This window comes from Streptomyces mayonensis, assembly GCF_018982965.1.
GTDB lineage: Bacteria > Actinomycetota > Actinomycetes > Streptomycetales > Streptomycetaceae > Streptomyces > Streptomyces mayonensis.
Genome location: NZ_JACBYP010000097.1, coordinates 1 through 12,704 on the forward strand (window position 1 = coordinate 1; position 12,704 = coordinate 12,704).

A 12,704-nucleotide genomic window follows, 5' to 3' on the forward strand; every position below is an offset into this window, starting at 1 on the left:
GCAGACCAGCAGCGCGGCCAGGGCCACCGCTGTCCACTTCAGGACACGGCTGACCCTGCGCGGGCCGCGGCCGCGGGGGGCGCGTACGGCTGGCCGGGCCGGCCCTGGTACTCGGCGGGTGCGTACTGCTGCGCCTGCGCCGGGTGCGCCTGCTGCGGGTACGGCTGCTGCGGGTACGGCTGCGCCGCGCCGCCGCCGTTCGTCCCGTACGGCGGCAGGGGCGGCAGATACGCCGTCTCCTCCGCGGAGGCCGGCGGCTGCACCTGGGTCTCCCAGGTCTGCCCCTGCCACTGCTGCGTGTACTGGTCGGCGTTCGGGTCCGGCTGCTGGGCCCCGTACTCCCCGTACTCCCCGTGCCCCCCGTACCCCTCGTACGGCTGCTGCCGCGCGGACCACGCCTGCGCGTCGTACCCCTCGTACCCGTCGTACCCCTCGTGCGGCTGGTGCGGCCGGTGCGGCTGATCGGTCATCGTGCCCCTCCTGCGAACGGCGGGAGCACCTCGACCGTGCCGCCGTCGGCCAGCCGTACCGTCTCGTGCCCGCGTGCGCCCACGGGGTCGCCGTCGACGAGGAACGAGCAGCGCAGCAGCACGCGCGTGAGTTCGCCGGGGTGCCGCTCGCGCACCGCGCCGAGCGCGTCGGCGAGGGTGGCCGCGTCGTAGGGTTCCTCGGCCACCCCCGCCGCGGCCTTCGCGGCGGCCCAGTAGCGCACCGTGACCTTTGCCATCTGGATCCTTCGTCGCCGGTGCCGGTCGGCGTCCGTGCCGGCCGGCCGTGCACACCGCCGGGTCGGCGGTGACCGGGTTCAGGCTAGCCCGCCCTGGACACCGCCCAGTCGCCGATACGGCGCAGCAGACCGGCCTCCGCGGCGTGCTCGGCATGGCCCATGCCGGGCTCCAGCCAGAGTTCGCCGTGGTCACCGGCCGCCTCGGCCAGCATCCGGGGGTGGTCGAGGGGAAAGTAGCCGTCCCGGTCGCCGTGCACGATCAGCAGCGGCGTCGGAGCGATCCGCGCCGCCGCCCGGACCGGCGACAGCGGCACCGGGTCCCAGTCCCGGTGGTGGATTCGGGTGCGCAGGCCGTAGCGGCCCACCACGCGCCCGGCGGGTCGCATCACCAGCCAGTGCAGCCGGCGCATGGGCGCCGTGCCCCGGTAGTACCAGCGCGCGGGGGAGCTGACGGACACGACGGCGTCCGTGCCCGCCGCGTCGTCGTCGGCGTACAGCGCGGCGTGCCGCAGGACCACCGAGCCGCCCATGGAGAAGCCGACGGTCACCACGCGCGGGTGCCCGAGGCCGCGCGCCCAGGCGACCGCCGCCGCCAGGTCGAGCACCTCCCGGTCGCCGACGGTGGACCGGCCGCCGGAGGCACCGTGCCCGCGGAAGGAGAACGTGACCACGGCAGCGTGCCGCGCGAAGGCGGCCGCGATCCGGCGCACATGTGGCCGGTCCGCGTCGCCCGTGAAGCCGTGCGCGACGACGAACACCAGGTCAGAGGCGCCGTCACCGGCCGTGCCCGGCTCGTACACGGCGTCGATCGGGACCCCGTCGGCCGTACGGAGGAAGGTGCGCGCGGGCGTGCGGCGCGGCGCTTCCCGGGGTGTCTCGGGATGCGGACGATTGTCTCGGCGACGGGTGGAACCCGACACATGACCTGCCGGTCGGATGCTCATGTCGGCTATTCTGCTGGGCAGAGGACTCGGGCAGCGTAGCCCCCGGGTCCTTTTGTGCTTTCAGGAGCGACGCCGGGCGGCCGCCGGGCGTTCACCTCCCGGACGCGCCGCGGGCCCCACGGGCACGGGACCCGCACCTGTACGAAGCAGAGCCGCAGACTCCCCCACGGCCTCAAGGGCGTGGGAGGTACCCCCATCGCAGGGACCCAGGAGGAACCAGACGTTATGGGCGAGCGAAACGGCCACGACCACAGGACGACCCGGGCAGGTGGGGCGCGATGAGTTCTCTGCTGCTCCTGACCAACGCCCTCCAGCCCTCGACGGAGGTGCTCCCCGCTCTCGGCCTGCTGCTGCACAACGTCCGTGTGGCTCCGGCGGAGGGCCCCGCCCTCGTCGACACCCCCGGCGCCGACGTCATCCTCGTCGACGGCCGCCGCGACCTCCCGCAGATCCGCAGCCTGTGTCAGCTGCTGCGCTCCACGGGCCTCAGCTGTCCGCTGGTCCTGGTCGTCACCGAGGGCGGCCTCGCCGCCGTCACCGCCGACTGGGGCATCGACGACGTACTGCTCGACACCGCGGGACCGGCGGAGGTCGAGGCGCGGCTGCGGCTGGCCACGGGCCGGCAGCAGATCGGCGGCGACGACTCCCCCATGGAGATCCGCAACGGCGACCTGTCGGTGGACGAGGCGACGTACTCCGCGAAGCTCAAGGGCCGGGTCCTGGACCTGACCTTCAAGGAGTTCGAGCTGCTCAAGTACCTGGCCCAGCACCCGGGCCGGGTCTTCACCCGCGCGCAGCTGCTCCAGGAGGTGTGGGGCTACGACTACTTCGGCGGCACCCGCACGGTCGACGTGCACGTACGGCGGCTGCGCGCCAAGCTCGGCCCGGAGCACGAGTCGCTGATCGGCACGGTCCGCAACGTCGGCTACCGCTTCGTGACACCGGAGAAACCGGAGAAGAAGGCGGAGAAGCACGCCGAGAAACACCCCGGGACGCAGCCCGGGCGGAAAGCCGAGCAGGGCGGGACGGGCGAGAAGGGCGAGCGGGCGGTGGGGCAGGCGGGGCCGGGCTCGAACACGGACACCGCAGACACTGCAGACACTGCAGACACCGCAGGCACCGCGGGCGCAAGGTCATCCAAGGTGTGATACGCCCTGCCCGGGGCGGGTCCATCCGCGTAGACTCCGCGCGTGGCCAAGGTGACTCGGGACGACGTGGCGCGGCTGGCGGGGACTTCCACCGCCGTCGTCAGCTATGTCATCAACAACGGACCCCGGCCGGTCGCCCCGGCCACGCGCGAGCGCGTCCTCGCCGCGATCAAGGAACTGGGGTACCGGCCGGACCGGGTCGCCCAGGCGATGGCGTCGCGGCGCACAGACCTCATAGGTCTGATCGTGCCGGACGCGCGCCAGCCGTTCTTCGCGGAGATGGCGCACGCGGTCGAGTGGGCCGCCTCGGAGCGCGGAAAGATGGTGCTCGTCGGCAACAGCGACTACGTCGGCGAGCGCGAGGTCCACTACCTGCGGGCCTTCCTCGGCATGCGGGTCTCGGGCCTGATCCTGGTCAGCCACGCGCTGAACGACAACGCGGCCGCCGAGATCGACGCCTGGGACGCCCGGGTCGTGCTGCTGCACGAGCGCCCCGAGGCCATCGACGACGTCGCCGTCGTCACCGACGACCTGGGCGGCGCCCAGCTCGCCGTACGCCACCTGCTGGAGCACGGGTACCCGTACGTCGCCTGCATGGGCGGCACGGCCGAGACGCCGGCGGTCGGCGACCCGGTCTCCGACCACGTCGAGGGCTGGAAGCGCGCGATGAAGGAGGCCGGCGTCCCGACCGAGGGCCGGCTCTTCGAGGCGCCGTACAACCGCTACGACGCGTACCGGGTGGGCCTCGAGCTGCTCTCCGGGCCGCAGCGTCCGCCGGCGATCTTCTGCTCCACCGACGACCAGGCGATCGGCCTGCTGCGGGCCGCACGCGAGCTGCGCATCGACGTGCCCGGTGAGCTGGCGGTGGCGGGCTTCGACGACATCAAGGAGGCGGCCCTCGCGGACCCGCCGCTGACGACGGTCGCCTCGGACCGGTCGGCGATGGCGCGGGAGGCGGTGGACCTGGTCCTCGACGACGGCCTGCGGGTGGCGGGCTCGCGGCGCGAGCGGCTGAAGGTCTTCCCGTCGCAGCTGGTGGTCCGCCGCTCCTGCGGCTGCACACAGCCCGCGTAGCCACCGGCCGCCAGGGCGGCCTTTGCCGGGGCGGCCTTTATATCCGGCATACGAGGTTCTGCCGGGCTTCTCAGGCGGCACTCAGGCCGTTCTCATGCGGGGGCGGGAAGCTCATGAACATGACCGAGAGCCTCCGCCGCAGCGGCGAGTACGAGCACGCGCAAGAGAACCCGTACGCCAACCCGTACCGGGACAGCCAGCAGCACGCCTCCTCTCCCGTCAACCCCGAGTGGCCGCCACCGCCCGCCCAGCCGCCCGCGGACCCGGCGTACGCCGACCCGGCATACGCCACCCAGCCGCCCGCGGACCCTACATACGCCGGGCAGCCGTCCGCGGACCCGATGTACGCCGGGCAGCCGGGGCAGCCCGAGCCGGCGCAGAAGAAGCGCAGGGCCCGGCGCGGCCCCGTGGCCCTGCTGGCGGCGGTGGCGATCGTCGCGGCGGCGGTCGGCGGCGGCACCGCGTTCGGCATCCAGGAACTGACCGGCAGCGACACCGTCGCCTCCAGCTCCACCAGCACCAATGTGGTGCCCTCCAGCCAGAAGGGCACGGTCTCCGGGGTCGCGAAGGCGGTCAGCCCGAGCATCGTCGAGATCAGCGCCACCTCGAACGCCGGCTCCTCCACCGGCTCCGGCGTGATCATCACCGGTGACGGCGAGATCATCACCAACAACCACGTGGTGTCCGGCGCCTCGTCCGTCAAGGTGACGACGAACGACGGCAAGCAGTACACCGCCCAGGTCGTCGGCACCGACAGCAAGAAGGACCTCGCGCTGATCAAGCTGGAGAACGCCTCCGGCCTGACGGCCGCGACCCTCGGCGACTCCGACGGCGTCGGCGTCGGCGACGAGGTCGTCGCCATCGGCTCCCCCGAGGGCCTGACCGGCACCGTGACCAGCGGTATCGTCTCCGCCCTCGACCGCGACGTGACCGTCTCGACGGACGAGGGCCGGCAGCAACAGCAGCAAGGGCAGGGGCAGGGCGGCCAGTGGCCGTTCGAGTTCGGCGGCCAGGAGTTCAACGGCGACACCGGCTCGTCCACGACGACGTACAAGGCGCTCCAGACCGACGCCTCCCTCAACCCGGGCAACTCCGGCGGCGCGCTGATCGACATGAACGGCAACATCATCGGGATCAACTCCGCGATGTACTCGGCGACCGAGTCGTCCTCCAGCGCGGGCAGCGTGGGCCTCGGCTTCGCCATCCCGATCAACACCGTCAAGGCCGACCTGCCCGACCTGCGGGCGGGTGCGAGCAACTGACCGGGGACCCGGGACGATGGACGTGCGACGCTGAAGACCACGTAAGAGCCGACCGCCGGACCGGCCGGCAGACCCGTACCCCACCGCACCCGAGGAACCGAGCCCATGAGCCCCGCAGACGGCGACCGCGACCGTGACGTCCAGCGCATCCTGATCGTCGACGACGAGCCGGCGGTCCGCGAAGCCCTCCAGCGCAGCCTCGCCTTCGAGGGGTACGGCACCGAGGTCGCCGTCGACGGCGCCGACGCCCTGGAGAAGGCGGCGGCGTACCGGCCCGACCTCGTCGTCCTCGACATCCAGATGCCCCGCATGGACGGCCTGACCGCGGCCCGCCGGATCCGCGGGGCGGGCGACCTGACCCCCATCCTGATGCTGACGGCGCGCGACACCGTCGGCGACCGGGTCACCGGCCTGGACGCCGGAGCCGACGACTACCTGGTCAAACCCTTCGAGCTGGACGAACTCTTCGCCCGCATCCGGGCACTGCTGCGCCGCAGCTCCTACGCGGCGGCGGTGGAGGCCACCGCCGAGGACGACGACACCCTCGCCTTCGCCGACCTGACCATGGACCTGGCGACGCGGGAGGTCTCCCGGGCCGGACGCCCGGTGGAGCTGACCCGCACCGAGTTCACCCTGCTGGAGATGTTCATGGCGCACCCGCGCCAGGTCCTCACCCGGGAGCAGATCCTGAAGGCCGTCTGGGGCTTCGACTTCGAGCCGTCGTCGAACTCGCTCGACGTGTACGTCATGTACCTGCGCCGCAAGACCGAGGCGGGCGGCGAGCCGCGCCTGGTCCACACCGTGCGCGGCGTCGGCTACGTCCTGCGGCAGGGCGGCGCGGAGTGAGACGCCTCGCCCGCCGGTTCCGGGCACTGCCCATCCGGGCACGGCTGTCGCTGCTGGTGGCGGCGGCGGTGGCGTTCGCGGTGGCGGCGGTCTCGGTGACCTGCTGGTTCCTGGTGCGCAATCAGCTGTACAACCAGCTCGACGACCAGCTGCGCGGCGAGCAGGTGTCCAAAGGGCTGCTGAACAGCATGCTGCGCAACTGCCAGTCCGGAGCACCGGAGGAACTCCCCCAGGTACCGAACGCACCTGTCGTCACCATCCTGTACTCGGACGGCTCGACCTGCGTCAATCCCGGCAACGAGGAACTGCGCGTACAGAACGTGGACGTGGACGTCGCCGACGGCCGGACCAAGGACGCGCTGCACACCGTGCAGACGACCGACGGCACGACCATGCGGGTCTACACACAGCGGGTCTACGACGCGACCACCGGGCAGGTCCAGCCGGGCATCGCCGTCTCCATCGCCAAGCCGGTGGAGGACGTGACCAAGCCCCTGTCCTCCCTGGTCTGGGTCCTGCTCGCCGTCTCCGGCGTCGGAGTCATCGGCGCGGGCGCCGCCGGCCTCGCCGTGGCCCGCGCCGGCCTGCGCCCCGTCGACGAACTCACCGAGGCCGTCGAACACGTCGCCCGCACCGAGGACCTGGCCGTCCGCATCCCCGTCGAGGAGGACAGCGACGACGAGATCGCCCGCCTCTCCCGCTCCTTCAACAGCATGACCTCGTCCCTGGCCAGCTCCCGCGACCTCCAGCAGCAGCTCATCGCCGACGCGGGCCACGAACTGCGCACCCCGCTGACCTCGCTGCGCACCAACATCGAACTCCTCACCCGCAGCGAGGAGACCGGCCGCCCGATCCCGGAGGCCGACCGCAAGGCACTGCTGGCCTCGGTGAAGGCCCAGATGACGGAACTCGCCGCCCTCATCGGCGACCTCCAGGAACTCTCCCGCCCCGACACCGGCCAGCACGAGGGCCGCACCCGCATCCTCGCCTGGCACGACGTCGTCGAGTCGGCCCTGCGCCGCGCCCGGCTGCGCGGCCCCGAGCTGACGATCGAGGCGGACGTCCGCCCCTGGTACGTACGGGCGGAACCGGCGTCCCTGGAACGGGCGGTCGTCAACATCCTGGACAACGCGGTGAAGTTCAGCCCCGAGGGCGGCACCGTCGGCGTACGCCTCGCCGACGGCGTCCTCACCGTCCGGGACCACGGCCCCGGCATCCCGGTCGACGAACTCCCCCACGTCTTCGACCGCTTCTGGCGCTCCCCGACCGCCCGCGCCCTGCCCGGCTCGGGCCTGGGCCTGTCCATCGTGGCCCGCACGGTCCAGCAGGCGGGCGGCGAGGTCACCCTCCAACCGGCCGACGGCAACGGCACCACCGCCACGATCCGCCTGCCCGGCGCCCCGACGCCACCACCGGAGGTGGGTGTGGGGGACGGGGGCCAGTGATCCGCCAGGCATCCCACCCGCCCGGCTTCCTCACGGCCGACAACTACTCCCCCCCGACATGCCCGGCACACCCGCCACGAACGCCCCCCAGGCCCCGCCCCCGTCGCTGTAGGAGGACTAGCGCCACGTCGCGGTGGTGAGGTCAGGGATTCGGTTCATGATCTGCGTTCCTCCAGAAGACCCTCGATGAACGCCGTCGACTCCGCCGGAGTCAGAGCCGCCTGACCTCTTCATCGCGCCGGAGTACCCGGAACCGTACGCGGACGAGGGCGGGCTCGGGGTCGACCCCGCCGCTGCCGACGCTCCGCGCCGCCCGCCCTTTACGCTCGTATCCATGACCAGCGACGACACCCTGCGGCCCGGCCGCCCCCGTTCGATCGAGACCCTCGCCGAACTCACCCCGGAGCAGACCGGGGCCGTCCTCGCCCTGCTCGCCGAGGCGGCCCGGTACGACGGGCAGTACGCCGTGTCCGAGCAGGGCCGGCTGCAACTGCGCGGCCCCGCCCGCGAGGGCGTCACGCACCTGCTGCTCACCACCGACGGCGGCGAACTCGTCGGCTACGCCCAGCTGGAGGGCACCGACCCGATCGAGCCGCCGGCCGCCGAGCTGGTCGTGCACCCCTCGCACCGGGGCCGGGGGCACGGGCGGGCCCTGGGTTCGGCGCTGCTCGCCGCCTCCGGCAAGCGGCTGCGGGTCTGGGCGCACGGCGGCCACTCCGCCGCCCGGCATCTCGCGCAGGTCCTCGGCCTGACCCTGTTCCGTGAGCTGCGGCAGCTGCGGCGCCCGTTGGCCGGCCTGGACCTGCCGGACCCGCGGCTGCCCGAGGGCGTGACCGTACGCGCCTTCGTGCCCGGCCAGGACGACGCGGCGTGGCTCGCCGTGAACGCCGCCGCCTTCGCCCACCACCCCGAGCAGGGCTCGCTCACCCAGCGGGACCTCGACGACCGGAAGGCCGAGGAGTGGTTCGACCCGGCGGGGTTCTTCCTCGCCGAGCGGGACGGCGAGCTGATCGGCTTCCACTGGACGAAGGTGCACGCCGAGGAGCGGCTGGGCGAGGTGTACGTCCTCGGCATCCGCCCCGACGCCCAGGGCGGCGGCCTCGGCAAGGCCCTCACCACGATCGGCCTGCGACACCTGGCCGGGCAGGGCCTGCCCACGGCGATGCTGTACGTCGACGCCGACAACGAGGCGGCCGTCGCCGTCTACGAGCGCCTCGGCTTCACCACCCACGAGACGGACCTCATGTACCGCACGGAGGCCTGAGCCCCGTCCACTGACGGGGGTGGGGCCCGCGGGGCGGCGGGTTCGGTGCGGACCACCGCCGGAAGCCCGCCGCTATCCCGCACGTCATGTCCCCGTAACCATTGATTCAGACGGCCTTGCGACGCTCGGCGAATGAAGCCCACCGAGCCGGACCATTCCGTGCCCTCCGACGCGCCTGACCCGCGCGCGGCGCGGAAGAATGGGTTCATGAGGCAGCCGAACAGCCAGGCAGAGGTCCAGCACTCGCAGCCCTCCGTGGGCTCCATCACCGCGCACCGCTCGCACACCGTGGCCGCCACCGTCTCCGACCTGGAACCCGACATCGACGCCGACCTCGACGCGTACGAGGAGTCGGAGGAGTCCCAGGCGGGCGGCGCCCGGCTGCCGCAGGGCCGGTTCCTCGACCGCGAACGCAGCTGGCTCGCGTTCAACGAACGCGTGCTCGAACTGGCCGAGGACCCGGCCACACCCCTCCTGGAGCGGGCCAACTTCCTCGCGATCTTCGCCAGCAACCTGGACGAGTTCTTCATGGTCCGCGTCGCCGGCCTCAAGCGCCGCATCGCGACCGGCGTCGCCACCCGTTCCGCCTCCGGCCTCCAGCCCCGCGAGGTGCTGGACATGATCTGGGCGCGCTCCCGCGAGCTCATGGCCCGCCACGCCGCCTGCTTCCACGAGGACGTCGCCCCGGCACTCGCCGACGAGGGCATCCACCTGGTCCGCTGGACCGAGCTGGCCGAGAAGGAGCAGGCCCGCCTGTTCACCCTCTTCCGGCACCAGATCTTCCCGGTCCTCACCCCCCTCGCGGTCGACCCGGCCCACCCCTTCCCGTACATCTCGGGCCTCTCCCTCAACCTCGCCGTCGTCGTCCGCAACCCCGTCACCGGCCACCGGCACTTCGCCCGCGTCAAGGTCCCGCCGCTGCTCTCCCGCTTCCTGGAGGCCTCCCCGGGCCGTTACGTGCCCATCGAGGACGTCATCGCCGCGCACCTCGAAGAGCTGTTCCCCGGTATGGAGGTCCTGGAGCACCACGCCTTCCGCCTCACCCGCAACGAGGACCTGGAGGTGGAGGAGGACGACGCGGAGAACCTGCTGCAGGCGCTGGAGAAGGAACTGATGCGGCGCCGCTTCGGCCCGCCCGTGCGCCTGGAGGTCGAGGAGAGCGTCGACCGCGAGGTCCTGGACCTCCTCGTGCGCGAGCTGAAGATCGGCGAGGCGGAGGTCTACCCGCTGCCCGGCCCGCTCGACCTCACCGGCCTCTTCCGCATCCACAGCCTCGACCGGCCCGAGCTGAAGTACCCGAAGTTCGTCGCCGGCACCCACCGCGACCTCGCCGAGGTGGAGTCCGCGTCCGCGCCGGACATCTTCGCCGCCCTGCGCAGCCGCGACGTCCTGCTCCACCACCCGTACGACAGCTTCTCGACCTCCGTGCAGGCCTTCCTGGAGCAGGCGGCGGCCGACCCGGACGTACTGGCGATCAAGCAGACGCTGTACCGCACCTCGGGCGACTCCCCGATAGTCGACGCGCTCATCGACGCGGCCGAGTCCGGCAAGCAGGTCCTCGTCCTGGTCGAGATCAAGGCCCGCTTCGACGAGCACGCCAACATCAAGTGGGCCCGCAAACTGGAGGAGTCCGGCTGCCACGTCGTGTACGGGCTGGTCGGCCTGAAGACCCACTGCAAGCTGTCCCTGGTGGTACGGCAGGAGGGCGAGACCCTGCGCCGCTACAGCCACGTCGGCACCGGCAACTACCACCCCAAGACGGCCCGCCTCTACGAGGACCTCGGCCTGCTCACCGCGGACCCGCAGGTCGGCGCCGACCTCTCCGACCTCTTCAACCGCCTCTCCGGCTACTCACGGCGTGAGACCTACCGCCGCCTGCTCGTCGCGCCGAAGTCGCTGCGCGACGGCCTGGTCTCCCGCATCCACAAGGAGATCCAGCACCACCACGCGGGCCGGCCCGCGTACATCCGCATCAAGGTCAACTCGATGGTCGACGAGGCCGTGGTCGACGCCTGCTACCGCGCGTCCCAGGCGGGCGTGCCGGTGGACGTGTGGGTACGCGGCATCTGCGCACTGCGCCCGGGGGTGGCGGGCCTGTCGGAGAACATCCGCGTCCGTTCCGTCCTCGGCCGCTTCCTCGAGCACTCGCGGGTCTTCTCCTTCGGCAACGGCGGCGAGCCGGAGGTCTGGTTCGGCAGCGCCGACATGATGCACCGCAACCTCGACCGCCGGATAGAGGCCCTGGTCCGGGTCACCGACCCGGCCCACCGGGCGGCCCTGAACCGGCTCCTCGAGACCGGCATGTCCGACAGCACCGCCTCCTGGCACCTCGGCCCGGACGGCGACTGGACGCGGCACGCGACCGACGCGGACGGCCAGCCCCTGCGCAACATCCAGGAGATGCACATAGACGCCCGGAGGCGCCGGCGTGGCACAGCAGCACCTTGAACCGACGGACCCCACGGCCGGCAGCGCCGGCAGCGGCCGACCGGCTCCCCCCGACACCGTCCCGGGCACGGCCCCGGCCACCGTCCCCGGCAGGCACGCGAACGCGGACACCGGCACGGGAGCAGAAGCAGGAGCGGAAGCCGCGGCAGGGGCGGGAGCGGGGGCGCAGGCTGGGGCGGAAGCCAGAACGGGCTCGGGCTCCGGCTCGGGCGCGGGCTCCGGCTCGGGGATGAAGAGGGGCGCGGCGACGGGCATGGGCGTGGCCACGCGACCGGCCGCCGCAATCGCCACGGCCGGCACAACGGCCACAGCAGCCACAGTCGCCACTGCTGCCACAGCTGCCACAGCTGCCACAGCTGCCACAGCTGCCACAGCCAATCGCACCGGCTGTGACGCGGACGTCCTCGCGCACTACCTGCGCGCGCAGGCCACGGAGTTCCTCCGCGCCCTGCGCCAGCACCGGGAGCCGGGGACCGGACCGAACGGCGCGCCGGGAGCGAACCGCGCGGCCCCGCCCACGGGCCACGGGGACGCCGCCCTCGCCCTGCGCCGGGCGGCCCGCCGGATCAGCGGCACCCTGCACACCTTCCAGTCCCTGCTGGACGCCGACTGGGCGGAGGGCATGCGCCCGGAGCTGGCCTGGCTGTCCGGCACACTGGCGATGGAGCACGCGTACGCCTCCCGCCTGGAACGCCTGCTCGACGCCCTGCACCGGCTGTCCGGACCGTCGGCCCTGCCTGCGCCGCGCCCGGTGGGCGACCGGGCCACCGCGGGCGCCCCCGCTCCCGCGGTTCCGTCCGCCACCCCCGGCTCCCCCGGCACGGCCCAGGACCGCGGCAACCTCACCGTGGGCGCCGCGAAGGCGGGCGCGCTGCTCGACCGCCAGCTGACCCTGGCCCGGACCCGGGCGCACTCCTCCGCCCTCCAGGCCCTCGGCAGCAGCCGCTTCCACGCCGTCGCGGACAAGGTCGCCCTGCTGGCCAGCGACGTCCCGCTGCGCCCGGCCGCCGCGGCCGCCGCCGACCTGCGCCCGCTGGCGGCCGCCGCGCACGACCGCCTCGCCGACGCGGTCGCCGCGCTCCCGCTCGTCGCCGCGGGCAGCCCGTACAACGCCCAGGCGCTGGTCCACGGCCTCTCGCCCGACCCGGCACCGCACCCGCAGGACGCCCCCTGGCACCAGGTCCGCCTGCTGCTGCGCCTGCACCGGTACGCGCTCGAGGTACTGGCCGCCGAACCGGCCGGGAACACCCGTGACCCCGCGGCCCCGGAGGACGCGGCGGCCCCCGCAGACGTACGCCTGCCGGCCGCCGGCGAGGCCCTGAACCGCCACCGCGACGCCTCCGAGGCCGCCGCCGCGGCGGCGCAGGCCGCCCGTACGCCGCGCATCGCCCCGGCGACGGCGTACGCGCTCGGCGTCCTCCACGCCGACCAGCGGCATGAGGTGGAGGCGGCGAGGTACGCGTTCCAGCGCTGCTGGCGCAAGGAGCCCGTCAGCCTGGCGTAGCCCCCGGCACGACCCGGCTGCGCGGATGACCAGAGGACCGGA

The 12,704-nt window shown here is 73.3% G+C and carries 11 protein-coding genes; 8 read left to right on the plus strand and 3 right to left on the minus strand.

The features are described from left to right. Positions 1-38: 38 nt before the first annotated feature. The 3 genes from HZS56_RS28300 to HZS56_RS28310 all read right to left on the minus strand — a co-directional run bounded on the left by HZS56_RS28300 (position 39) and on the right by HZS56_RS28310 (position 1,671). Positions 39-470 (minus strand): hypothetical protein, encoded by a 432-nt coding sequence (locus tag HZS56_RS28300; protein ID WP_253915058.1) that lies wholly within the window; start codon positions 468-470, stop codon positions 39-41. After that, complete coding sequence (locus tag HZS56_RS28305; RefSeq protein ID WP_216723636.1) at positions 467-727, minus strand: MoaD/ThiS family protein; 261 nt, start codon at positions 725-727, stop codon at positions 467-469. The genes HZS56_RS28300 and HZS56_RS28305 overlap by 4 nt, the downstream gene beginning before the upstream one ends. Before the next feature lie 83 nt (positions 728-810). Then, positions 811-1,671 (minus strand): alpha/beta hydrolase, encoded by an 861-nt coding sequence (locus HZS56_RS28310; RefSeq protein WP_216723637.1) that lies wholly within the window; start codon positions 1,669-1,671, stop codon positions 811-813. A gap of 278 nt (positions 1,672-1,949) precedes the next feature. On the opposite strand from HZS56_RS28310, the gene HZS56_RS28315 reads away from it, so the two are divergent. The 8 genes from HZS56_RS28315 to HZS56_RS28350 all read left to right on the plus strand — a co-directional run bounded on the left by HZS56_RS28315 (position 1,950) and on the right by HZS56_RS28350 (position 12,662). After that, entirely contained in the window at positions 1,950-2,819 is an 870-nt protein-coding gene (locus HZS56_RS28315) for a response regulator transcription factor (protein ID WP_216723638.1), read from the plus strand. A 42-nt stretch (positions 2,820-2,861) separates the two neighbouring features. After that, a complete protein-coding gene (locus tag HZS56_RS28320) occupies positions 2,862-3,893 on the plus strand; it encodes a LacI family DNA-binding transcriptional regulator (protein WP_216723639.1) in 1,032 nt (343 codons plus the stop codon). Between the two features lie 119 nt (positions 3,894-4,012). Continuing rightward, the gene (locus tag HZS56_RS28325; protein ID WP_216723640.1) at positions 4,013-5,155 is read left to right on the plus strand and encodes a S1C family serine protease; all 1,143 of its coding nucleotides are present in this window, start codon (positions 4,013-4,015) and stop codon (positions 5,153-5,155) included. Positions 5,156-5,260: 105 nt separating this feature from the next. Next, complete coding sequence (locus tag HZS56_RS28330; protein ID WP_216723641.1) at positions 5,261-6,001, plus strand: response regulator transcription factor; 741 nt, start codon at positions 5,261-5,263, stop codon at positions 5,999-6,001. After that, a complete protein-coding gene (locus HZS56_RS28335) occupies positions 5,998-7,446 on the plus strand; it encodes a sensor histidine kinase (RefSeq protein WP_216723642.1) in 1,449 nt (482 codons plus the stop codon). The genes HZS56_RS28330 and HZS56_RS28335 overlap by 4 nt, the downstream gene beginning before the upstream one ends. Before the next feature lie 334 nt (positions 7,447-7,780). Further along, positions 7,781-8,710: a mycothiol synthase gene (gene mshD, locus HZS56_RS28340; RefSeq protein ID WP_216723643.1), complete on the plus strand. Its 930-nt coding sequence runs from the start codon at positions 7,781-7,783 to the stop codon at positions 8,708-8,710. Positions 8,711-8,917: 207 nt separating this feature from the next. Further along, complete coding sequence (locus HZS56_RS28345) at positions 8,918-11,158, plus strand: RNA degradosome polyphosphate kinase (protein WP_216723644.1); 2,241 nt, start codon at positions 8,918-8,920, stop codon at positions 11,156-11,158. A gap of 253 nt (positions 11,159-11,411) precedes the next feature. After that, positions 11,412-12,662 (plus strand): CHAD domain-containing protein, encoded by a 1,251-nt coding sequence (locus HZS56_RS28350; RefSeq protein ID WP_216723645.1) that lies wholly within the window; start codon positions 11,412-11,414, stop codon positions 12,660-12,662. Positions 12,663-12,704: the final 42 nt, after the last annotated feature.

What these genes read in the sequence shown, in the direction of transcription:
- HZS56_RS28300 (WP_253915058.1), bottom strand. Translation starts at nt 470, where the DNA reads ATGACCGATCAGCCGCACCGGCCGCACCAGCCGCACGAGGGGTACGAC.
- HZS56_RS28305 (WP_216723636.1), bottom strand. Translation starts at nt 727, where the DNA reads ATGGCAAAGGTCACGGTGCGCTACTGGGCCGCCGCGAAGGCCGCGGCG.
- HZS56_RS28310 (WP_216723637.1), bottom strand. Translation starts at nt 1,671, where the DNA reads ATGAGCATCCGACCGGCAGGTCATGTGTCGGGTTCCACCCGTCGCCGA.
- HZS56_RS28315 (WP_216723638.1), top strand. Translation starts at nt 1,950, where the DNA reads ATGAGTTCTCTGCTGCTCCTGACCAACGCCCTCCAGCCCTCGACGGAG.
- HZS56_RS28325 (WP_216723640.1), top strand. Translation starts at nt 4,013, where the DNA reads ATGACCGAGAGCCTCCGCCGCAGCGGCGAGTACGAGCACGCGCAAGAG.
- HZS56_RS28330 (WP_216723641.1), top strand. Translation starts at nt 5,261, where the DNA reads ATGAGCCCCGCAGACGGCGACCGCGACCGTGACGTCCAGCGCATCCTG.
- mshD (WP_216723643.1), top strand. Translation starts at nt 7,781, where the DNA reads ATGACCAGCGACGACACCCTGCGGCCCGGCCGCCCCCGTTCGATCGAG.
- HZS56_RS28345 (WP_216723644.1), top strand. Translation starts at nt 8,918, where the DNA reads ATGAGGCAGCCGAACAGCCAGGCAGAGGTCCAGCACTCGCAGCCCTCC.
- HZS56_RS28350 (WP_216723645.1), top strand. Translation starts at nt 11,412, where the DNA reads ATGGGCGTGGCCACGCGACCGGCCGCCGCAATCGCCACGGCCGGCACA.